We start from the raw sequence: 20722 nt of genomic DNA, 5'->3' as shown, positions 1-20722 counted from the left end.
TTGATGCGCCAGCCAGGCACCTGCAACGGACGCGCACCGCGCGGGCGGTCGCTGTTGCGTCCCTTACCGCCTGGCCCGGCACCGTTCGCTTCGTTCCGAAAGGCCACACCCGCCGATCCCCTTTGGCGCCCTTCCGGCCTCGTCTCGCACCGAACGGAGACCGCGGTGTCCCATGCCGACCTCGCCGCGCGCATCCTGCGCGCCATCACCGACCAACCCGCCCGCTACGACCAGTCGTCCTGGCTCGAAGGCGTCGAGGTCCTGCGCCCCACCGATACGCTCAGCGCCGGTGCCTCGACTGCGGCACCACGCTGTGCGTCGCCGGCTTCGCTACCCACCTCACCGGCTACACCCTCCTCGCGGCCGGCATCCCGCTCGCTCACAAGCCCGGCCGTCCTGCTGCCCCTGTCTGTGACGTGGCCCGTGACGACCCGGGCTGACCGACACCGACGCCGCCTGACCCCTCTGGGGGCGCGCGCCTGCCCGAACATGCCAAAGCGGCCCTGGAGCAGCTCGCCAGGGCGCTGACACGATCGAACGGCGCCTATCCAGGGATGACTGCGCGCTAGAGGACCTCGCACGGTACGGCCCCACCCCGCCTGGCCTGACGGCCCACGCCCGGGGCCGTACCGCATGCAAACCATCGACGCATCCCGCGCGCGTCACGGTCGAGACCTCCCGTGCAGCCTGCCTGCGCCCCGCGGGGGCCCGGGCGAGCCCGAAGGCGCGGTGGGACCGGCTCGCCACGAGGACGGTCCGTTCCTGTCCGCGCGGTCACCGGTGACCGACCTACTGCCCGGCTCGCCGCTCCCAGCACACCGGCCCCGCTTTCCACGGGCCCGTTGCCGACGCCTCACCGGTGCCGGGAGCGGGCCCGGTCTCGTGCCGCTTCCCAGCACCGCAGTACCTCGGTCACCTCGGCCGGGCGCCGCAGCAGCGCGGGACTTGCGGGGTTTGTCCGGTCATCACCCACGGTGCGACGCACCCGGACACCAGCGATCCGGCGCCTCTCCACCAAGAGACGGAAAGAGCATGCTGCAGTTCCTCAATGCTCCAGCCCCGTGGCTATACCTCGCTCTGCCCCTACAGGTGCTGCCCAGAGCCGCATTCATCGCTGACGCCGTCTTGGAACCGCACCCCGACCGCTCCATCAGTGCAGCCCTGCACCGTCGGCGCGCCGCCCAGCTCACAAGCCACAACCGGAAGTTCAGCCGCCTGTACGCACTGTCCGCTGTGTTCCTCTCAGTCGCCACCACCAGCCACCTCCGGCACGACTCGTGGCTCTGGACCAGCCTCTACGGGGCACTGGCCGTACTCACTGGCATCGAGGCCGGCGCCTGGCACGCCTTCCGCAGCACGCCGTCGGACACCAAGAACGCAGACGCGGCGAACGGGACCGGCGACAGCGAGAGCACCACACCTGAATCGTGACCAGCCACTCCCTGACGGCCGCCCCGAGCACGCGGCGGCCCGTCAGGCGCTCCAGCGCCCCCTGCCTCGCCCGCGCCCGCTCTGAGGTGAGTTGTCCTCTCCCGTGACCTGTGACAGCGAACCTGGGCCGATTGCCAACGAAGGTGGACCAGTCACCGAATCCACCGTCGACTGGATCGGCCTACGGGCGGGGTGGGCCAGTCGGAGGGAACGCGACCTGGTCGCGTGTGGAGTGATCCCGAACGGATATCCGTATATCGACGGTCGTCCGCGCGGAGCAACCGGCACACAGCCCCGGCGGCACCCCCGTCGGGCCCCCCCACAGCACACCTACAGCACACCTACAGCAAAGGACGCACACCGTGGGCATCATCGCCTGGGTTCTCATCGGCCTCATCGCGGGCGCCATCGCCAAGGCACTCACGCCGGGCAAGGACCCGGGTGGCTGCCTCGTCACGATGCTGATCGGCATCGTCGGCGGTCTGCTCGGCGGCTGGCTCGGCAAGGTGATCTTCGGCGTGCACTCCATCAACGGCTTCTTCCACCTCTCGACGTGGATCGCTGCGATCGTCGGCTCGGTGATCGTGCTCCTGCTGTACCGCCTCTTCACCGGACACCGTTCGCGCTGACCGCGGCTGCCGCCACGTCAGCCGCGAGCAGTGGGCACGCATCACCGCCCGCGCCACCGACCCGGACACCCACACCGCCCGGCCAACCGGCTGGCCCCCCGGCAGGCCCCCAAGCCCCGCGCCCCGCTCCGGGCGTGGGGCTGACCTGTTCCCTTGTGCTCTGACGGCATACCTTCGCCGGGTTGAGCGGATGTGGGGCCATTGATGCCAGCTACCTGGCCGAGGCATCCGCCTATGCTCGGCTCGTGCAGCCGCTCTCCGACAGCAGCAATCCGTTGATCACGGCGTTCCCAGCCGAGCTTGCAAGCGATGCCGTAGCAGTCATGGCGGTGATGCCTGATCCTCGGCACCAGCCGCATGCCTCGTTCTCGGTCGCTGTAGAGGGACAGCAGGTTTTGATCCCCGGGCGCCTCTACAACGACGAGCCGCCAACTGACGCGGTGGCGTCGCTTTCATCGCGCCAACGGCAGCTTCTGCACTGCCTGTACTCAAGGCACTGCGACGGGGTGGTCAGGCAGCGTCACCTGGAGAAGGTCATTGTTTCCACGGACCCATGGGTTGTCCCCTACGTCGTGCAGCTGGTTAGCGAGTACGTCTTGGAGATCCTGGTCGTCATCTGTGATGAGCTCCGTGATCTCGCCACGCCCGGCACCTGCGGCCATCTCGCTTACGGGCAGTTCATCGTGGACAACCCGGCCTTCTTCGCACGCACGCAACGGCGGGTCGTGAGCTATTGGAGCTGCTACTACCGGGGCACCTACGAAAGCTTCCGGAGCTACCCAGGGTGCACTCTTCTCGACCTCCTACGGTCCGCTGCCTCCGACATAGCAGGGCATCCCTGGCCCAACCTCGCTCCAGCCGGCGCCAGGACGGACGGCCACTGCTAACGGTTGGTGCGTGATAGCGGGCGGGTCGTGTTTGGCCTGTTCGTGGCCGGTTTTCAGGCGGTGGTGGTGCGGTCGGAGACGAGGCCGGCGATGGCGCGGTAGGTGTCGGGCAGGCGGTCGCGGCGGTGGGTCCAGCGGGTCAGTTGTTTCCAGCGTTTGTGGTCGGCGAGGGCGTGTTCGACGGTGATGCGGTCGGAGGAGTGTCCGTGGCGGTCGCGTTCCCACTGTTCGACTCTGCCGGGCAGTGCTCTCGGCCGGGGTTTTCTGGGCGGTGTGATCGCTTGTCCGCGGTGTTCGCGGCTCAGGCCGAAATAACCGTCGTCCATGAGGACCTCGACGTCGGGGAAGTGCTGGAAGCAGATGGCTATGCCTTCATTGCGGGCGGCCGTGGCATCGTGCATACGGCCAGGCCGCAGGGCGTCGGTCCATAACGTGCGACCTCGCCAGTCAGCGATGACGGTGGCCTTCATCGTGTTCTGCTTCTTCTTCCCAGAAACGAACGCGCGCCGTTCACCGCGGCCGGCCGGTGGCCGGCGGACCTGGATCTCGGTGGCGTCCAGCCGCAGCTCGACGCCCTCGGCCTGGGCGTAGGCGAATACGTCCGCCAGTGTCCGTAACCGCAGGCCAGGACGGTCAGGGACCGCGCACCCCCGATCGGCTAGAAGCGGACGTATCTCCGTGATCGCACGGGGTGATGGTGGAGCGGTCGACGCCGAACAGCAGCCCCAGTACCGAGTGCGGCAGGTCGTGCCGCAGGTGGATCAGCGTGGCCACCAGTCTGTCGATGAAGACCAGCTGGTGGCGGGCGCCGGCTCCCGCAGCCCGCTTCCTCGCTCCACCTCGCGCAGCGTGACTCCGCCCTTCAACCCCGGCCTGCCACGAAACCGCCAACTCCTCGACCAGACATGCGAGATGACACCGGGAGGTCCCCGTGAACAGTCGATGCGCCAGCACCATCCGATTGACCATGATCGCCACAGACGGATCATGCCACCGGCCAGGCACGACACCTCACCCGCTATCACGCACCAACTCGTAAGATCCACTTTCGCAGCAGACCCTAGAGGCACCGTGCCCATCTGCCTCCTCGGGAGCTCGGGACGAAGAGGGCGTCCAGACGCATGCCTTGTTGCCCTGCTAAACCTGGGAGCTGGATTCGCAACCCCTTGGCCGTCGGGCCGAGCGAATGCCGCTCACACATGAGGAGCCCATACTTGCGGCCGACAGGTCCCAGCAGACCTGCGAAGGAACGACCGAGCAGGGAGCGTCGGTCCTGCTATGTCTGCGGCCCCTCAGCGTCCCTCCGGCTGGACACGACGTGCCTAGCGATCGTGGACAAGGCCAGCTCGCGATCCTCGTCAACGACAAGCCAACCCTTGCCCAGGAGCGATTGCAGCAGTGGGCGGACCTCTTCACCCAATTCCTCCGCCAAGTCGTCATCCGTGAGGGAGAAGCCACCCTGTATACGGCTCGCCACGTGGAACACGACGGCTTCCTCCCCCGCAGTGATGTTGAAGTCCATGACGTGAAGGTATGCGAGCCCCGTGGCCGAAGCACGCCGACGGCGCCTGAAGCCGCGGTACCGCAGCGCACAGGCCGGCTGCACCGGACAGGCCGCCGACGAGACCCCGGCCGCAGACGGATACGCCTGCGGCTGATCCGCAAGACCTGGTCAGCCCACGCCCGTCCGTCTCAGTCTCCGTCTCATTCAGCGACGGACACCACCGCTCAGACGGGTCCAGCCCTCGGCTTGTGATGAGCGCCCAGACGGACATAAACGCAGGTGAATGCCCCGGCATGGCCCCTGGGGGGCCACCAACAGACTTGGAAGACGCGTTGGCCGGGTGATGAAGGGGGGCGGGACTGCTGGCTGTAACGGGTGCCGACGTGGCTGCCAGGCCCGCTGAGCCGTGCGCCTTCAGGAGTACTCAGCTGTCCACCCCCGGCCTCCCACATGCGCCGGCGCAGCGCGTGGTCGCTGAAGAGGCGGCGACTGCGGTCGAGTAGTTCCCCCACCTCCGCGGTGCCGCTCCGCACGTCCGTCGACTTGACCTGGACGGCTCCGTCACGAACCTCCACGGACCAGCAGGCGGTCTCGTCATCCTCGCGTAGAGCAGCACGTTGCGCGCCGAGGAGCCGCCTCCGCACTCGGCCGTCTCGCACCGCCCCTCTGGACCGCTCTCCGGCTATGGTCTTGTCTTTTACCTCGGGCCCCATTCGTGGGACCGCCTCGCTCACGTCGCCGACATGGGAAGGGGAAAGCCCCCGTCCTCCGGTTCGTTCCGGACGACGGGGGCCTCGGGGGCCCATGCGATCAGTTGTTGTTCTTCATGATGGAGCCGGTTCTTCCCGGCTCCTTCGGCGCCCAGCTGGGAGCTTGGGTGGCGTCCTTGAAATCGGTTGACTTCATGAGAACCCGCCAATCTTCCTTGCCCGCGTCGCCGTCGAGTCGAACAGTGAAGTCTTTGACCTGGTGGGTGCCATGGAAGTACAGGACCACGACTTGGCGTTCGGAACCGTCGTCATAGAAATCGCCTGTTACCTTGCCGCGGGCTCCGGCTGCGTAGCCCTTGATCCAGTTCTCGGCGGTCTTTTGGGCTACCGCATCGCTGCCGTCGCTGGTCGCCAGCTTGCGGAGCTCAGCCGTCTTGCCGTCGGCGATGTCCCATACGAGCTCTTGCATCACCAGCAACGAGCCTGTGGAGGGGTAGCCGACCACGTGCAACGGCTCGTGGTCGGCGTACGCCTGCTCGTAGGAAGCGCCCGGCGCTCTGGCATCAGCAGAGCTGCTGTCGAGAACACCACATCCAGACGTCAGCAACACTGCGACTGCCATCCATCCGGCCGCTGCAGGGCTCTGCTTCAACCTGGCCATCTCACGTTCCTTGCTACTAGCGGGTCTTGGGCCTGACGATCGTGACCTTCTCGATCGGGTTCGAGGTGTGCCTGTACCGATTGATCACTTCGCTGAGAGTGGTCTGGTTCTTCAAGCCATGCTGCACGACGCCTGCATGCCCCTGCACCATGGAGTAGATGATCGCCGCGTGGTTATAGACCCTCTCCCTCTTCCACTTGAAGAAGACGAGATCCCCCACTTTGGCGTTGTACTCGTGCGGTTGGATCGCGCCGTTCCGCCACTTGGTCACGTGCCGCCGGAGGTAGTCCGCGCTCGTCCAACTCCAACTTTTGCCAAACCCGTACCTACCCTGCCACCAAGCGTTATCTGCCTTGCGGCCGCCGGGGCGCATCTTCATCCCGCCCCCGTGGTACAGAGCTTTCGAGACGAAGTTCGCGCAGTCCGTCCTGTACTCCCACCGAGTGTCCAGGTTGTTGTATGCCCAGTTGGCCGTTCCGTCGCCGCTGATTGCTGCGGCTGCGGCTGCCGAATCTGGCGAATCTGGTGACGCGGACGCCGGGTCGGTGTCAGGGCCATAGACGCCTTCATCGATGAGCGGCTGCGGCTCTTCCTCCTGGTCGGCGGGGATGTTGCCGCTTGCGTCAGGAAGGTGCGGATCGGCTGACGGGGCGGGCCATCCTCTTGAGGTCCAAACGGAGTCGGCGACCGCCGCGGAGGTGCTGTCGCCAACGTCTGTGGAGGAGTCGTCGGCAGCGCCTAAGGAGGCGTCCGCTATTTCCTCGATGGCTCCGGTGGCATCGGGAACGTCTGTAGAAGCGTGCGCTGTTCCTGTGACGGCGCCGGCGGCGGTGAGAGCGAGCACTGCTGCGCCGGTGATCGTACGGCCGAGCTTGTCGAGCAAGAGTCGGGTTCCTTCCCCCTGTGATGGGTCCCAGCCGCCCGTTGGTCGGGTCGGTGCGGCTTTCGGGACACGCTGACTATGAGGATGGAGAGACGGATGCGCAGGTTCCCAGTCGGCCAGTTTCGAGCGGCAGTTGAGCCGGCGCTCCTACTGTAAGAGATCATCTCATTTGGCTGGGTAAGCTGCTGGTCGTGTCGAGGATCGTTGAGCGGCTAGTGCCGGACGAGTTGTGGGAGCTGTTCCAGCGGGTGGTGCCGGAGGCACCGTCGCGCCCTCAGGGTGGTGGCCGGCGTCGGCACGGCGACCGCGAAGTACTGGCCGCGATCCTGTTCGTGGCGACGTCGGGCTGCACGTGGCAGCAGTTGCCGGCCGCCTCGTTCGGGCCGTCCGGCGCGACAGCCCACCGACGCTTCACGGAGTGGACGAAGGCCCGCGTGTGGGCCAAGCTGCACCGCCTGGTCCTCGACGAACTCGGCTCACGCGGCGACCTGGACTGGTCCCGCTGCGCGATCGACTCGGTGAACATGCGGGCCCTGAAGAGGGGGGCCTGACAGGTCCGAATCCTGTCGACCGGGGCAAGTACGACTCAAAGATCCACCTGATCACCAAGCGGACCGGTCTGCCCCTTTCAGTCGGCATCTCCGGCGCCAACGTCCACGACAGCCAGGCCCTGATCCCGCTCGTGAAGGGCATACCGCCGATCCGATCCCGGCGAGGCCCCGGCGGCGCAAGCCCGAGAAACTGCACGCCGATAAGGGATACGACTACCCCCACCTGCGGCGATGGTTATCCCAGCGGGGCATCCGGCACCGCATAGCCCGAAAAGGAGTCGAGACCTCACAGCGGCTCGGCCGGCGCCGGTGGACCATCGAACGCACCATGGCATGGCTCGCCGGATGCCGTCGCCTCCACCGTCGCTACGAGCGCAAAGCCGAGCACCTCCTCGCCTTCACGAGCCTCGCCTGCACCCTCATCTGCTACCACCGGCTCGCCAAATGAGATGACTTCTGAACCATTTGGGAAGTACGGCGTCACGGCAGGCGAGGCGGGCGGGGACGGCTGTTTCGCCGCCACCCAGGCGTGGCCGGTCCTTCCGAGATGGGGCACTTCCCGGCCTCGACCCCGGGCACGCTGCGGGCCGCCGTGGTCAAGGGTCAGCGTCCGGTCGCCGAACTCGTCGACAAGCACAAGATCCGCAACCAGGGTGTCCGTGACCTGCTGATCCACTACATCAGCCGACGCTCGGTCGAGGTCGACTACTCCACCCTCACCTCGCTGGTCACCGGCCGCATACACACGGCTCGGCGGTGTGGTAGCGGGACCGCAAGACCTTGGTCATCAAGCCGCGTTCCAGGCTGCACGAGCACGTCCTTGAGTGCTGGACTGCATCAACTCCGTTGGGTGAGCCCGCCGAAACATGGATCATTGATTCGTGATGAAGTGGACGAAGAAGGCAGGGCCGGCCGAGCCGTCGGAGCGTGAGCCCGAGCTGTCGGCGTATCAGCGTGCGATGCGGAACCGGCTTCTCGCGGCACCCGTGGTGCCCGCGCCTGAACCCTGGCAGCCCGTCTTCGAGTCCACATACGGCGTTGCCGTCGGTGGTCTGCTCGGGATCGGCTTCGCGACGCATCCTGGCAGTGGCCATGATCTGGTGATGGTCGTCTCCTCCGACGGTCACGGTCTGTTCGACGCCGTCACCGGGGACAGGATCGCCAGGGATCGCGATCCCGCCCCTGAGGACAGCACCCCCGACGCGGTCGCCGATCTGTCCTGCCCAGGCTTGGGGCCCATTGCCGGGAGCCGTGTGCGCATCGCGGGGCTCTTCGGCGGAGGGATGCACACGACCACGAGGGACGGCTGGGCCCTGGAGGTCGTCACCCCTGCCTGGCCCAACGAGCGCGTCCTGCTCTCCCGCGACGGCGGACTGCCCCATACCGGTCCGCACGCAGAGCAGTGGTGGCACATCTTCCACTCGAACTACTCGACATTCCGTGCAGCGGGCTTCTCGCCCTCCGGACAGACCGTCGCCGTGGCGACCAGCAGTGACCTTGCCTTGTGGACTCGCAGGCCGGACGACACCGTTTTCGGTAGGGCTGGTGCCTGACCCAGCTGACTGCTGGAACGACCCGCTCAGGCGATGCAGTCGGCAAGGAGCCCCGCCGTCCCCGCCCGGCCGGCAGCCTCACACGCGGAGGCCATGGACTCATCAGTCGATGTCTGGGATATCGGCTTCCTCGAGGAGGCGGGCTGCGAGGTCGTCGGCCCACTAGAGGGCCCAGGTGCGCAGTGCGGTGATGGTGGCCGGGGCGAGCCCGTAGGCGGCGAAGGCCTCGTCGTCGGTCCACTCGGCGCCCGTGAGGTTCGCCTGCAGATCCTCACGCTCGAAGCGGCCGCGGGCGTGACGGCGGCCGAACTCCTCGAGGTCGACATTGCTCCAGCGGCGGGAGGCCGCGTAGACGTCGATCAGGTCGCGGGGTGCTCCGCGGTCGGCGAGGGCACGGACCTTCGTGCCGATCACGTCCTCCTCCGCGAGGACAGGTCCGTAGGGGCTCTGGGTGACGGGCCGCGAGAAGTTCTCCTAGAGGACGTCGACTTCGCAGTCCTGCCCGGTGGCCGGGTCGGTCACGGTGAAGTGGGCGGACAGCGGAGCCGTCTCCAGCGCCTGCACCGTCCAGCCCCGGGCCTCCAAGCCGGCGCGGAGCGTCGCCGCGATGTCGGTCATGGGCGCCGGGTTCCCGGTTGCGACGTCGAGATCCTGGCTGGGGCGGTTCACAAGGCGGTGCGCCCGCACGGCGTAGCCGCCGGTGAGAACCAGCGGATACTGCGAGCCGAGCGCGATCACGTCCGCCAGGAGTCGCGTGTGCAGCTCCGGCATCTGCGTCACGCGGCTGCCCGGGCTCGGCCGGCGAGCTGGGGGAATGCCTCTTCCCACACGGAGCGCACGGTGCGACCGACGAGAGTGCGCAGCACCGGCCACATCTACAGGAGAAGATCCTGATTGAGGAATCGGGGCAGATCGTCGCGCAGGCCCTCGTGCAGGACCGTGCGGTACAGGCCCATGCGCTGACGAGACTTGCCCAGGTCGTAGACGGTCATCCCCGACCAGGCCACGTGCAGCGGCAGCTCCACGATCCCCTCGATCGGGCCGTCCAGCTCCTCCAGCGACTGGGGCAGGCGCTGAAGGAACTTCTCCCGGTACAGCGCGAGGTCCTCCGCGACCGCAGGCGAGAGGTCGCTCGGTGCGGCTCCGGGCTGAAGGACATGCCCCCATTATGACGGCAGGGCAGGAGTGAGGGTCATGAGCTGTGAGCTCGCGCCCGCAGCAGGCGGACGGGCGCATATTCACCGGCTCGCCGGCCGGGCCGGGCTATATCTGTAGGCGCCACCTGACCTGGACGCCCGTCTCGCCGGGGGCGTCCGGCCCGTTCGGAAGCCGCACGTGTTCGATCTCGGTGAAGCCCAAGCGGCGGGCGACGGCGCCGCTCGCGGAATTGGCCGCGTCATGGTGGATCTCGATGCGATCGATACCCCGCAACGCCCGTCCCGCCTGCACGAGGGCGGCCGCGGCCATGGTAGCCAGCCCCTTCCCTGTCCAGGCGTGATGGAGCCAGTACCCGATCTCCAGACCGCCAGGTCCGATCCGGCGATGCAAGCCGCAGCTCCCCACCACCACCCCAGCCGAAGTGATCGCGTAGTTGTACTCCTCGCCCGAGACCCACTGCTTCTGCGAGTGGCTCAGAAACCCTTCCCCCTGCTTCCGGTCATGCGTGGCCGCGAAAGGCATCCACGGCAGCAGATGATCACGCGACTCGCTGATCGCCACATGCAGGACCTCAAGATCGTCGACGCGCCATCGGCGCAGTTCGACCTGGTCAAAGCGGAGCACATCAGCAGGCTGTCCCATGACCGGGATGCTCCCGCAGCCTCACTAGATCGACAACGTAATTACCGGCAGCGAACCTGGTGCGCATCCCCGTGCGGAACGCCGAGCCCGCGCAGCGCTCGCCGGGACACCGATCCCGGCCACCGCCACCACACAGAGACGCACAGTGCCCTCGCGCCAGGAGCGGGAGCGCACCCGCCTGAACTCCAGTAGGAGCAAGGCCCGTACCGGTTGGTGAGCCGCCCGCGGCGGGCGGCTTCGTAGCCGCTGCTACACGATGCGAGTCACCAGACAGCCGAGTAAGCGGCCACTGCACTCCCCGCCCCGCTTTCGCCGCCACACCCACCCGCGCCCACACCAGCGTGCGGCACTCCAGTCGGTTGCCACGCTTACCGCTCCTGCTCCCACGGTGCACCCCCGCCCACCCGGGCACCCGACACCGAAGGAGCCCACCTGTATGTCCGAGCGACTCGAATGGGCCTGCGCCACCAGCGGCGCCCAACTCCTCTTCCCCGGCGTAGACGCCGACGGCGCCACCGTCGACGTCGGCGAAGTCGCGATCGCCTTCTGGACCGGCAGTAACGGCATCGCCCTCAGCGGCCCGCCGAACGCTCTCGCCGACCGCCTCGAACAAGCCGCCGCCATCATCCGCGCAGCCGCCCGACTCCTCGCCGAGCCGCTGCGCCACCTCCCCGACGGACTCGACCCCTGGGGCTGGATCGCCCTGGGCACGGACCCCGACTCTGAGGAGGACAGCGACACTACGGTCTGCCGCACCCCGGGCGTCACTGTCCGCGACCCGCGCCGCGTCACCTGCGGCGGAGCACCCGGAGGCGGTGGCCCACGCCGGCGATCACCGGCGCACCGGGGTGAACGTCGCGTCCTTCGCCCTGGTCGCCCTGCGCGGTGAGGGGTGCGCGGCCGGGCTATGCAGGCTCCCTATCCGAGGCTACGAGCCCTGCTGCGGGCGGTCGGGGACGCCCCGTACGAGGCGGACGAGGCCGGGGACGTGCGCTTCCGCCTCCTCGACCAGGACGGCCGGGAACAGTGGATGCGGCTGGACGAGATCCCGTTGCCGTCCAGCGTCCCGGCCGCCTGGCCTCGCTTGTAGTCCGCGGAGAGGAGCCTGAACGTGGCGAGTGGGGCGGCATGCGGCGAGCCAGTTGTCTACGGAGGCTGGGGCCGCCCCCCGCGCTACTGCACGCCGCCGCCGTCGGGCATGGGAAGTACGTACAGCACAGGCCCGCGCCGAGCGACCGGTCAGCGAGGGCGGCAAGACCTGTGAACCGGTCCGCGAGGTGATTGAGCGCACCGAAACGGTGGTGCGCACCGTCGTACGACCGACCGCCGCCCCCTCCTCGACGGCGCTCCGACCGGCGCGGCGTCTGAGCGGGCAGCCCTACACCCTGCCCGAGGACGCCGGCGAGTGGATCGAGGCACTCGCGGTCCTACGACGAGAAGTGGCCAACCCCAAGATCCACCCCTTCCGCGAGTACATAGCCCGGGCCTGCGAGAAGACGGGGCAGCAGCCAGTACTACCTCACCGACGCCCAGACCTCCGTCATCGGCTTGGGCGACACCACGGGCAAGCGCACCGCGACCTACACCTACGGCCCCTACGGGGAACAGCGCATCACCAGCGGCGCCCAGCAGCCCTTCGCCGCTGTTCCTCGTCTGCAGCAGGTAGGCCCGCATCTCAGCGGTGGCGGCGTCCGCGGTCGTGACCACGACATTGCTCAAGTGGCGCCGCACCCTTCCGGTCCGGGCCGTGTGCCCGTCACGGATGAAGTCGAGCACCGCCGTGCGTCCGGCGACCGCGCCGAGCGCCCCTTTGTCCAGGCATCGTGAACGTCCAGGTGGTGTCCTCGGTCAGGACCGCTTCCAGCTCGGGCATTCAGCTCGTCCAGTGCGTGGGCGTAGTTCGCCACCGCCTGCTGGAGTTCGGCGATCACGAGACCACCGTCAGCACGATCTTGCCTTGGATGTGGCCCTGCGCGGCTCGCGTGTGTGCGCGGCCCGCCTCGGGCAGCGGGTAGGTGCTGTCCACCCCGACCTGGAGCTTGCCCTCGTCGAGCAGGTGCCCGATCTCGGCGAGCTGCGGGCCGTTGGAACGTACCTGAATGTTCGAGACGGTGATGCCCAGACGCGCCGTCTCTTCCGGGTCGTACTGGGCGAAGAACACCGGAAGCATGGTGCCTCCGCGCTTGAGCACAGTCAGGAAGCGTGAGCTGTCCGGGCCACCGACGGTGTCGATCACCAGGTCGACGCCGCTGGCCACGTCCGCGGCCTGTGTCGTGGTGTAGTCGATGAACTCGTCGGCGCCGAGCTTGCGCAGGAACTGCTCGTGCCGGCCCGAGGCCACCGCGATGACGTGTGCCCCCTTCCATTTCGCCAGCTGCACCGCGAAGTGGCCCACTCCACCGGCGGCCCCGTTGACCAGCACGGTCATCCCCGGCGTGATCGGCACCGGCCGGTGCACCTGGCCGGTGAAAGGAGACGGCACGTCGTGGCCGAGATCAACCAGATACTGCCAGGCCGTAAGCACGGCCATCGGTGCCCCAGCCGCCTGCACGTGGTCGATACCGGCCGGCTTGTGAGCCAGGTCGAAAGCCGGCGCGGCCACGTACTCGGCGTATGCCCGACCGTCGAATCCGGGGAACCGAAGCATGCCGAAGACCTCGTCACCGACGGCGAACCCCAGCACATCCGGAGCGACCGCCTGGACCACGCCCGACATGTCCGTTCCAGGGATCAGGGGGAACTCCAGCGCCGGCCTCATCTCGGCCGGCATCACCTTCATCCCCTCACGCAGGTACCAGTCCGGCGGGTTGATGCCCGCCGCGTGCACCCGGACGAGCACCTCGCCCGGGCCGACCTCGGGAACCGGCACCTCGTCATACCGCAGAACTTCCGGCCCGCCCGCTTCGTGGAACTGGATCGCCTTCATCGCGCCTGTCGCTTTCTCGGGGAAACGTTGCTCCTTCAGTCAAGGCCCGGGACGGCATGGCCGTCCAAGACCGGTTCGGCAACCCGATCATTCCGAAACGGCATGACGCGTATCCTGCAAGGGTGAACGATCTCGGACAGGACCTGGAACTGCGGCTCGTGCGCTACTTCACCGTGGTGGCGGCGCACCAGCACTTCGGCCGGGCCGCCGCCGACCTGCACGTAGCCCAGCCGGCGCTGAGCCGTCAGATCCAACGGCTCGAAAAATATCTCGGCACACGCCTGCTGGACCGAACCCCCCAGGGCACCCGACTCACTCCGGCCGGCCAGACATTCCTCCCCCGGGCCCAAGCCCTGCTGCAGGCCGCCCGCCAGGCCGAGCTGGCCGTGCGCGAACAGGCCCAGACCGAACGAATCGCCATCGGCTACGTCGAAGACCTAGTGATCACTGCCGCCGTACGCGAACTGCGCCGCCGTCACCCCGACGCCGAGATCGCCACCCGGCATCTGAGCTGCCGCGACGTCGGGGCACTGTCCGACAAGCGCGTCGACGCCCTGATCGCGCGGGCCCCGCTGCCGCTCGTCGCCGACGACGTGTTCACCACCCCGCTGTACGAGGAGCCCCGGATGCTCGTGGTCCCGCGCGGCCATCCCTTGGCCGACCGCGCGTCGGTGACCGCGGAAGAACTGGCTGGCGAAGAGACGGCGCCGTGCGCGTTCGAGACCGCGGACTGGGCTTCCTACCGGATCCTCGGGGCCGGCGTGCCGCCGATCGAGAGCTACGAGGACAAGCTCGAACTCGTCGCGAGTGGCAGGGCGATCGCCGTGCTACCGGTCGGCGATCGGCGTAGCTCACTGCGTCCTCACCTCGTCACCGTCCCGGTCGAGGGCGCTCCCCCCAGCCGGGTCGTCCTGGTCAGCCGCAAGGGCGACCCGAATCCGATGATCAGGAATCTCCGGCTGGCTGCCAAGGCCGTCCTGACCGCCCCGGCATCCTGACCGGGACCAGATCGGGCGGCGACCATGGGCGGCAGGTCTACCACGGCCCCCGAGTGGAGGTCCGCCGGCTCACCGGAGGCTGAACACCGCTCGACGCAGGAACTGCCCGTCTTGTCGCCAACTGCTCTCGGGAAACGAGAATGGCCTGTGCTTGAACCACCCCGGCTCGAATAGCCCTGCTTGGCCTGCTGCTCGGCGCGGACGACCAGGTCGAGGGCGATGATCCGGGCGTACGTCGCCCCCGGCCGTCTGCCCGCAGCGGTCGCATACTGCCGGGCGGCGTTCGGCCGGTCGCCCAAGGTCTCGAACACCTTCACCGTACGGGAGTGGACGGTGGCGGCCGGCGGGCCCCACACCAGAGCCCAGAACGGAACCTCGTCCCCGGCCCGCACCCCGGAGGCGAGGGCGGCGCGGGCATGCGTCCTTCCAGCTCCACATGACCGGCATGGACACAGGTGTGTAGCGTGCCCACATGCGGCGGTGACGGCCTTGTCGGTGGCGTTGGCGACTCGAATCTCGTCCCCTCCACCGACGCGATCGGTCGGACGGCAGCGGCCCGCTTCCACCGTTCACGCACCCGTGGCAGCGACTGCGCCACGGCGAGACGGCCGTGGCCACCGTGCAGCAGTCCTCCCGGCGGGCAGGGCGCCCCCATCCCCGAGATCGCCCGCAAGCTCGTCATCACCTCGAGCAAGAACCAGGGCAAGCGCCCCTCGGTCGCCACCGTCTACCGCATCCTCACCGAGGGGACCGACACCACCGTGTGAGCCCCGGACGCCCTTCAGGCATTCAAGATCATCTCTTTGCCCCTTCGACGCATATCTGGGTCACACCCCTGACGGCCCGTCCGCCGCCGCACCCACTTTCGATAAACGCCCGCGCGACACCTGACCGCCCACCGGCGGTCAACGCTCTTTGAGACGGCCGCTGCCGTGGCTGTTCGCGTCTGTGGTTGCTCACTACGGCTCAGTCAGTCGGACCGCGCCCCCGGCATACTGACTCGGGGGCCGAGGTCAGTGGCGGCGGCCAACGAGTGGGCCGCGGTTCTCAGCTCCTTCTCCCATCCTGGAAGCTCGTCGGGGTTGAGCCATTGGCTGTAGACCGCCGCGACAGACAGGAACCGAGTCTCCTCCCGGGTACGGGCTGCGACCGTCATCGACAGTCCGTCGCCCACGTCCTTGGGGCTCAGCTCGCCCTTCGCGAGACCGAACGCGAGTCTCACCAGGAGGCATCGGCCGGCCGTGTCCTCGTCGGGGAGGGGTATGCCGAGTTCGTGCAGGGCAAGGACGTACAGTTCGCGCATTTCGACCGAGTCGCTCCGGCGTGGCAACCCGGCCAGTTCGCGCAGGGCAGGGGAATCACGCCCGTCGACGAGTGCATGTGCGGCGAGCATCGGGAGCTCCTCGGGAGGGAGAGCCTCCGCCACGTACTGCCAAGCGCTGTACTGCAATCGGTCCACGGGCTCATCGTGGGGGTGGACAGACGTCCAGGCCAGCCGATTTTGTAAGTTGCCGACTTCTCACCTGCTCGCGGAAGCCCGGCAATGAAACCGGCAGGGTCGCCAGGTGGCTACGGAGATCAGATCTGCAAGGTGGCGGAGGAAGTCAACCGGTGCCAACCAAAGGGACGAGCGCCTTGCGTGCACCGTTTAGGTCTGACAGGGCGCCCGCGGGCAGCAGCAAGGCGGCGAACATCAACCTGTAACGGTCGACCACCCGCTGCAGGCTGGTGGGCCAGGCCCCCGACGCGTCACGGATCAAGGCCGCAGGCCGACCGCCGATGAGTCCGGGGCTTCAGGCCGTTAGGTGGCGTCTGAGGAACCGCTGTGAAACAGGCCTACCTGATCACTACGAGAGCCCTCCTCGTGGGCCTGCTGCCGCTACCGGTGGTCGCCATGCGAGAGGGGGCGATCGACGGGCTCGTGGCCCAGGACGGCCAGCCGAGCGGATGCTCAGGGCGGAGCGTCGGGCAGGTCGTGGGTTCGGCCGGGCAGGGCGGGCTCGATCCACAGCAGGTTGCCCGCGAGATCGACGACGACCTGCACGTTCACGCCGTGGCGGCGGTGCTTCCGGGAGAAGTCGGCCCTGCTGTCACTACGAGCAGCACTGGACGCTGTGCGCGCCCCGCTGCTCCGCTACTCCGCTACTCCGCTACTCCGCTACTCCGCTACTCCGCTACTCCGCTACTCCGCGACGATGCTGGACCGGCCGGTGGGGCAATTGACTGACGGCATGGAATTAAGGGGCGCCGTTCGGAAATTGCTCGATGGCCCATCGGCGAAAGTGCAGGATCCAGCGTCCATTGTTCCCGCGCAGCACATCGACCGCTCGATGAATTCTTTCCCTGTTGCGTGTCGGCACGTACAGCACACACTCACCCCGTCTCAACGCGGCTGCGTGTACCTCCAGCGCCTTCCCCTCGTACGCCCCTTGCTGCAGGAAACGAGTGATGCGTGCGACGACACCGCGCCGAGCGCCGTGGGCGTCCAGGAGGCGTGCTCCCTCCGGCCCGGACAGAAGGTGCACCGACGAGAGATTGAACCCCTCGGCCTCCAATTGCCGACAGGCGGCATACGCCTGTTTCTCGTCGCTGAAAACAGCCACCACCCGCTGCATTGGATAGAGATAGAATCGATCCTTATTTTTCCGCGGCTGCCCCATGCTGCGGCTCCTTCCGTAGAATCGACGTGTCTGGTGGCGGACGTGCCGGCTGTCACGGCAGGATCGCGATGGCGCTGGACCAGTTCAGACCGAGTCGTTCTTGGGACGCCATGTGCAGGAACTGGAAGGCTTCCAGTTCGCGCGCCCGGCGCAGCGGCCCCACGTCCAGGGGACGCAGCCCCGCGGAGGCGACCAGGTCGGACACAGCCTGTTTCGAGGTGTCGTCGTCTCCGGCGATGAAAACGTCCAGCGGCCGGCCGGCCACCTCACCTGTGGTGAGCGGCCCGGCGAAGGTGGTGTTGAAGGCTTTGACGACCCGACTGTCCGGCGCGGCGGCGGCGATCTGTTCGGCGGCGGAGGTGCCGGGGGGTACGACGAGTGAGTCGAAGGTGGTGAAATCCACCGGGTTGGAGATGTCGACGACGGTCTTCCCTGCCAGGTTGCCGGCCCACGCGGCGGCCGTGTCGCGTCCGGCCGGGTGAGGCAGGGCGAGTACCACGATGTCGGCGTCAGCCGCGGCGTCCGCGTCGACCGCCGTTACCTCCGCTCCGGGGGTGGCCTGGCTCAACGTGGCGGCCAGGTCGACCGCCTTGGCCTTGCTGCGGTCGTGCAGACGGACGGAATGCCCGCCGGCCGTTGCCCGGGTACCGATTCCGCGGGCCATGTTTCCGGCACCGACGATGGCGACGATCATGCGTTGCTCCTCGATGGACGGCTCCTGCTCTCCACCCTCACATCCGCCGACGGCTGCTGCCACCGACGGGGATGCTCCCGGCTGACGCCCGTGCCAGGACGACCGGCCAGGTCACCCAGCGGGCGGGAAGCGGGCCTCCAGAGCAGCTGCGGCGTGCGCTCGAGGCCCACGCCTGATAGTCCAGCTCGCAGCGGGTGTCACCATTCGCCGGGGCCGGGGAGCCTCCCGCCGGTCCGGCACCGTGCCCTGGCCCACTCCGCAATCGTTTGAACGTCACCCTGCCAGGCCGAGTGCGCAGCTTCAGTGGTCGGTGAGACCGGCATGCACGATCGCTCCAGCCGCCCACACCCGAGCCCGCGCCAGACTCCTGCCGCGGTCGAACAGCAGGTCGTGCGGCTGCGGCGCCGGCATCGTTTCGGGCCGGTGCGGCTGGCCGCCCGAGCCGGTGTCGCCGCTTCCACCGCCCACCGCATCCCGGTCCGGCACGGCCTGGCCGCCCTGGCCGCCACCGACCGGCGAGTCGAGGGCGAAGCCTTCTGAGACTCCGCTCTCCGAAACGGTCGCCTTGATCAGGGACCACTCCCCTCCTCGATGTACACGGTCAACGCCTCACCAGGTCAGACGCCATCCACGTACGCGATCTTCCAAACTGATGCTCCAGGCCAGAGAGGGAAGCCGCATGGTTCGGTTCGCGAGACTGGCAGCAGTAGCTCAGCATTTCTGGCAGTCCCAGCCCTGTCGCCGTTCGATTTCATGGGCCAGAGTGGCCAAGGGCCGGTGAAGGGAACCGCATGACAAGAAAGGTCATGGCTTGCCTCCGGTGCCGGAGGCTAACGTCGGACGATGCGGATCTTGCATCTCTCGGACACCCACCTGGATCGGTCCGGCGGCCCCGACGCCGACGGGGCCGATGGCACTGCGGCACTCTGCCGCCTGCTAGGCGAACTAGGTCATCTAGGCGACCTCGACGCGGTGGTGGTCACCGGCGACGTCGCAGACGACGGCTCTTACGAGGCGTACACGCGGGCCCGTGAACTTCTGTCCAGCTACGCCGGCCGACGAGGGGCGAACGTCTTCTACGCAACCGGTAACCACGACGACCGCACCGCATTCGCAGAAGTGCTCGGCAGCGGCCACGTTCAGCCCGACGCGGTATATGAGGGAGCTGTGGGTGAGCGGGCGGGGGCAACCACCATCGACGGATGGCGATTGATCACGCTGGACACGCTGGTTCCGGGCAAGGGCTACGGCCGACTCGACGGCGACCAACTCCATTGGCTCAGCGAACTGCTTGCCACCCCCGCAGCACGGGGCACCGTCCTGGCCTTCCATCACCCACCCGTTGCCTTGGACGTCGACGTTCAGCAGGCGCTCGGTCTGCGTAACAGCGCAGAGCTAGCCGAAACGATCCGCGGGACCGACGTCCAGCTCATCCTGTGCGGGCACTTCCACCTGCAGATACTGGCCCACCTGGAACAAGCGACCGTCTGGGTCACGCCCGGGGTCATCAGCCGCATAGACCTGACCGCCCGCCCCGGCACCGAGCGCGCCGTCCACGGTCCGTCGGCCTCCCTCATCCACCTCGGACCGCCCCACGGGCCACTCATCCATACCCTCCACGCACGAGACCCTCGCATGGGCGAGACGGTCTACGAGGCCGACGAGATGGAGATGCGCGAGGTCATCGAAAGGCTCGGCCCCTCTCCTGCGGGCCCGGACTGAGCCTGTGCCTTCACTGGACTGTCAGCCGCGCCTGACAGACCGCATGCGGCTGACACAGCGGCTGCCACCAACAAGCACGGACACCAGCGGTCGACACCGGACCCCAGTCGGCGATCGGCCGACGCCCAGGGGCGGTTGGCCGACGTTGGCAGACCCTCGTGATCGTCCTGATAAGGATGAGGCCAGATCTTCAAACTCTGTATCCAGTATGGGCGCCGTCCCTCAGCTGGTGGACGGCGCCCTTTTCGGAACGAGCAGACATTCACACTCCGCCCCTCTGAGACGCTGGGCAGATGCTGACTGAAGAGGAAGCACGAGGGCTCGTTGCGGCAGAGCTCGCACGGGTCGAAAGAGCGATGTACCAACACCTGGGCGTTGCGATCTCCAGGGTTGAACCCGGGACTGTCGGGTGGGTGTTCTACCGGTGCGCGCGACGGGACATCGGTCGCCCCGCCGGCCAACGACCAACGCTCGGTGGGAACGGCCCTTTTGGGGTGGATCGGAAGAACGAGCGGCTTCTCCGAGGTGCGAGCAGCGAGCAGCCGCTCGACTCGCGCAGGTCCGCTGCTGTTCTTCTCATAGGCTGATCCACGCCCATGTTCCGGACGGGAAGCGTGAGATGACAGACGACGTAAGAGCCATCGCGCAGCGCATGTATGAGGCATTCAACGCCCGTGACCTCACTGCGGCGGAGACGATCTTCTCGACCGACTTCGTGAGCCACCCGCTGGGCACCGTTGGCGTTGACAGCGTTTTGAAGGCGTGGAGCGGGCTTCACACCATGTTCCCCGATATTCAGGTCGTCGTTGAGGACATGCTCGTGGACGCAGACAAGGCCGCAGTCCGTACGACCCTGCACGGCATCCCAGCAGGCGTCGAGGCGCAGGCTCCTCCCTCGATGATGGAGATCTTCCGGGTACAGAACGGCCGTATCGCCGAACTGTGGGGCATGTCTTCACTCAACCGCCCCGGGCGCTGAGCTCTGCGTTCAGCCTCCACCTCGGTTGACGCGTTGAGCCAAAAGCCGGGGCTTTCGCTGTTCGGTGGACAGCAGAGCGGCCGTGGGGTGATGAGGTGAACAGGTCGCTGGCCAACCTCACCAAGCACAGCCTT

The 20722-nt window shown here is 67.8% G+C and carries 19 protein-coding genes and 6 pseudogenes; 13 read left to right on the top strand and 12 right to left on the bottom strand.

The window, feature by feature from the left end; translation table 11 throughout:
• Nucleotides 1–1032: 1032 nt before the first annotated feature.
• The 3 genes from TNCT1_RS19245 to TNCT1_RS19235 all read left to right on the top strand — a co-directional run bounded on the left by TNCT1_RS19245 (nt 1033) and on the right by TNCT1_RS19235 (nt 2947).
• Nucleotides 1033–1431: a hypothetical protein gene (locus TNCT1_RS19245; protein ID WP_143633698.1), complete on the top strand. Its 399-nt coding sequence runs from the start codon at nt 1033–1035 to the stop codon at nt 1429–1431.
• Between the two features lie 362 nt (nt 1432–1793).
• Nucleotides 1794–2060: a GlsB/YeaQ/YmgE family stress response membrane protein gene (locus TNCT1_RS19240; RefSeq protein ID WP_143633695.1), complete on the top strand. Its 267-nt coding sequence runs from the start codon at nt 1794–1796 to the stop codon at nt 2058–2060.
• A 245-nt stretch (nt 2061–2305) separates the two neighbouring features.
• Nucleotides 2306–2947, top strand: a complete 642-nt coding sequence (locus TNCT1_RS19235) for a hypothetical protein (RefSeq protein ID WP_143633692.1) — start codon at nt 2306–2308, stop codon at nt 2945–2947.
• A gap of 53 nt (nt 2948–3000) precedes the next feature.
• On the opposite strand, the pseudogene TNCT1_RS19230 reads toward TNCT1_RS19235, so the two are convergent.
• The 4 genes and pseudogenes from TNCT1_RS19230 to TNCT1_RS19210 form a co-directional block, all read right to left on the bottom strand.
• Nucleotides 3001–3916 (bottom strand): annotated as a pseudogene (locus TNCT1_RS19230) (transposase family protein).
• Nucleotides 3917–4223: 307 nt separating this feature from the next.
• Entirely contained in the window at nt 4224–4469 is a 246-nt protein-coding gene (locus TNCT1_RS19225) for a hypothetical protein (protein ID WP_143633689.1), read from the bottom strand.
• A 792-nt stretch (nt 4470–5261) separates the two neighbouring features.
• On the bottom strand, nt 5262–5822 hold the full coding sequence (locus TNCT1_RS19215; protein WP_143633685.1) for a hypothetical protein: 561 nt from the start codon (nt 5820–5822) through the stop codon (nt 5262–5264).
• Between the two features lie 16 nt (nt 5823–5838).
• On the bottom strand, nt 5839–6705 hold the full coding sequence (locus TNCT1_RS19210) for an amidase domain-containing protein (protein ID WP_160160409.1): 867 nt from the start codon (nt 6703–6705) through the stop codon (nt 5839–5841).
• 200 nt (nt 6706–6905) lie between these two features.
• Here TNCT1_RS19210 and TNCT1_RS19205 point away from each other — a divergent pair.
• Together TNCT1_RS19205 and TNCT1_RS19200 are read left to right on the top strand one after the other, a co-directional pair.
• Nucleotides 6906–7704: pseudogene (locus TNCT1_RS19205) on the top strand (IS5 family transposase).
• Between the two features lie 436 nt (nt 7705–8140).
• Entirely contained in the window at nt 8141–8809 is a 669-nt protein-coding gene (locus TNCT1_RS19200) for a hypothetical protein (protein WP_174266365.1), read from the top strand.
• 162 nt (nt 8810–8971) lie between these two features.
• On the opposite strand, the pseudogene TNCT1_RS19195 reads toward TNCT1_RS19200, so the two are convergent.
• From TNCT1_RS19195 to TNCT1_RS19185, 3 genes and pseudogenes are all read right to left on the bottom strand, one after another.
• Nucleotides 8972–9580: pseudogene (locus tag TNCT1_RS19195) on the bottom strand (nucleotidyl transferase AbiEii/AbiGii toxin family protein).
• 5 nt (nt 9581–9585) lie between these two features.
• Nucleotides 9586–9906 (bottom strand): annotated as a pseudogene (locus tag TNCT1_RS19190) (transcriptional regulator).
• A gap of 166 nt (nt 9907–10072) precedes the next feature.
• Nucleotides 10073–10609 (bottom strand): GNAT family N-acetyltransferase, encoded by a 537-nt coding sequence (locus tag TNCT1_RS19185; RefSeq protein ID WP_143633678.1) that lies wholly within the window; start codon nt 10607–10609, stop codon nt 10073–10075.
• A 436-nt stretch (nt 10610–11045) separates the two neighbouring features.
• On the opposite strand from TNCT1_RS19185, the gene TNCT1_RS19180 reads away from it, so the two are divergent.
• From TNCT1_RS19180 to TNCT1_RS35580, 3 genes are all read left to right on the top strand, one after another.
• Complete coding sequence (locus TNCT1_RS19180; RefSeq protein WP_143633676.1) at nt 11046–11498, top strand: hypothetical protein; 453 nt, start codon at nt 11046–11048, stop codon at nt 11496–11498.
• An 18-nt stretch (nt 11499–11516) separates the two neighbouring features.
• On the top strand, nt 11517–11699 hold the full coding sequence (locus TNCT1_RS19175; RefSeq protein ID WP_143633674.1) for a hypothetical protein: 183 nt from the start codon (nt 11517–11519) through the stop codon (nt 11697–11699).
• A 458-nt stretch (nt 11700–12157) separates the two neighbouring features.
• Nucleotides 12158–12436, top strand: a complete 279-nt coding sequence (locus TNCT1_RS35580) for a hypothetical protein (RefSeq protein ID WP_160160408.1) — start codon at nt 12158–12160, stop codon at nt 12434–12436.
• A 100-nt stretch (nt 12437–12536) separates the two neighbouring features.
• Here TNCT1_RS35580 and TNCT1_RS19165 read toward each other — a convergent pair whose 3' ends face one another.
• Nucleotides 12537–13535, bottom strand: coding sequence for an NADP-dependent oxidoreductase (locus TNCT1_RS19165; protein ID WP_143633672.1), 999 nt, complete (start codon nt 13533–13535; stop codon nt 12537–12539).
• 122 nt (nt 13536–13657) lie between these two features.
• On the opposite strand from TNCT1_RS19165, the gene TNCT1_RS19160 reads away from it, so the two are divergent.
• Both TNCT1_RS19160 and TNCT1_RS36005 read left to right on the top strand, forming a co-directional pair.
• A complete protein-coding gene (locus tag TNCT1_RS19160) occupies nt 13658–14533 on the top strand; it encodes a LysR family transcriptional regulator (RefSeq protein WP_143633670.1) in 876 nt (291 codons plus the stop codon).
• Nucleotides 14534–14997: 464 nt separating this feature from the next.
• On the top strand, nt 14998–15300 hold the full coding sequence (locus tag TNCT1_RS36005) for a hypothetical protein (protein WP_216856653.1): 303 nt from the start codon (nt 14998–15000) through the stop codon (nt 15298–15300).
• Nucleotides 15301–15503: 203 nt separating this feature from the next.
• On the opposite strand, the gene TNCT1_RS19145 is transcribed toward TNCT1_RS36005, so the two are convergent.
• The 4 genes and pseudogenes from TNCT1_RS19145 to TNCT1_RS19130 form a co-directional block, all read right to left on the bottom strand.
• Nucleotides 15504–15992, bottom strand: coding sequence for a hypothetical protein (locus TNCT1_RS19145; protein ID WP_143633667.1), 489 nt, complete (start codon nt 15990–15992; stop codon nt 15504–15506).
• Nucleotides 15993–16493: 501 nt separating this feature from the next.
• Nucleotides 16494–16625, bottom strand: a pseudogene (locus TNCT1_RS19140) (transposase family protein); the annotation flags it as partial.
• A gap of 145 nt (nt 16626–16770) precedes the next feature.
• Complete coding sequence (locus TNCT1_RS19135) at nt 16771–17193, bottom strand: hypothetical protein (RefSeq protein WP_143633664.1); 423 nt, start codon at nt 17191–17193, stop codon at nt 16771–16773.
• A 52-nt stretch (nt 17194–17245) separates the two neighbouring features.
• Nucleotides 17246–17887: an NADPH-dependent F420 reductase gene (locus TNCT1_RS19130; RefSeq protein ID WP_143633661.1), complete on the bottom strand. Its 642-nt coding sequence runs from the start codon at nt 17885–17887 to the stop codon at nt 17246–17248.
• A 306-nt stretch (nt 17888–18193) separates the two neighbouring features.
• Between TNCT1_RS19130 and TNCT1_RS19125 the strand changes: the two are divergent.
• The 3 genes and pseudogenes from TNCT1_RS19125 to TNCT1_RS19115 form a co-directional block, all read left to right on the top strand.
• A pseudogene (locus tag TNCT1_RS19125) lies at nt 18194–18403 on the top strand (IS481 family transposase); the annotation flags it as partial.
• Nucleotides 18404–18730: 327 nt separating this feature from the next.
• Complete coding sequence (locus TNCT1_RS19120; RefSeq protein WP_143633659.1) at nt 18731–19609, top strand: metallophosphoesterase; 879 nt, start codon at nt 18731–18733, stop codon at nt 19607–19609.
• Nucleotides 19610–20228: 619 nt separating this feature from the next.
• Nucleotides 20229–20588, top strand: coding sequence for an ester cyclase (locus tag TNCT1_RS19115; RefSeq protein ID WP_143633656.1), 360 nt, complete (start codon nt 20229–20231; stop codon nt 20586–20588).
• Nucleotides 20589–20722 lie beyond the last annotated feature (134 nt).

The organism is Streptomyces sp. 1-11 (assembly GCF_007176755.1).
GTDB lineage: Bacteria > Actinomycetota > Actinomycetes > Streptomycetales > Streptomycetaceae > Streptomyces.
Note: the sequence above shows the minus strand (reverse complement) of the source record. Positions and strands in the feature narration are given on the sequence as shown.

What these genes read in the sequence shown, in the direction of transcription:
- TNCT1_RS19245 (WP_143633698.1), top strand. Translation starts at nt 1,033, where the DNA reads ATGCTGCAGTTCCTCAATGCTCCAGCCCCGTGGCTATACCTCGCTCTG.
- TNCT1_RS19225 (WP_143633689.1), bottom strand. Translation starts at nt 4,469, where the DNA reads ATGGACTTCAACATCACTGCGGGGGAGGAAGCCGTCGTGTTCCACGTG.
- TNCT1_RS19215 (WP_143633685.1), bottom strand. Translation starts at nt 5,822, where the DNA reads ATGGCCAGGTTGAAGCAGAGCCCTGCAGCGGCCGGATGGATGGCAGTC.
- TNCT1_RS19200 (WP_174266365.1), top strand. Translation starts at nt 8,141, where the DNA reads ATGAAGTGGACGAAGAAGGCAGGGCCGGCCGAGCCGTCGGAGCGTGAG.
- TNCT1_RS19185 (WP_143633678.1), bottom strand. Translation starts at nt 10,609, where the DNA reads ATGGGACAGCCTGCTGATGTGCTCCGCTTTGACCAGGTCGAACTGCGC.
- TNCT1_RS19180 (WP_143633676.1), top strand. Translation starts at nt 11,046, where the DNA reads ATGTCCGAGCGACTCGAATGGGCCTGCGCCACCAGCGGCGCCCAACTC.
- TNCT1_RS19175 (WP_143633674.1), top strand. Translation starts at nt 11,517, where the DNA reads ATGCAGGCTCCCTATCCGAGGCTACGAGCCCTGCTGCGGGCGGTCGGG.
- TNCT1_RS19165 (WP_143633672.1), bottom strand. Translation starts at nt 13,535, where the DNA reads ATGAAGGCGATCCAGTTCCACGAAGCGGGCGGGCCGGAAGTTCTGCGG.
- TNCT1_RS19135 (WP_143633664.1), bottom strand. Translation starts at nt 17,193, where the DNA reads ATGGGGCAGCCGCGGAAAAATAAGGATCGATTCTATCTCTATCCAATG.
- TNCT1_RS19130 (WP_143633661.1), bottom strand. Translation starts at nt 17,887, where the DNA reads ATGATCGTCGCCATCGTCGGTGCCGGAAACATGGCCCGCGGAATCGGT.
- TNCT1_RS19120 (WP_143633659.1), top strand. Translation starts at nt 18,731, where the DNA reads ATGCGGATCTTGCATCTCTCGGACACCCACCTGGATCGGTCCGGCGGC.
- TNCT1_RS19115 (WP_143633656.1), top strand. Translation starts at nt 20,229, where the DNA reads ATGACAGACGACGTAAGAGCCATCGCGCAGCGCATGTATGAGGCATTC.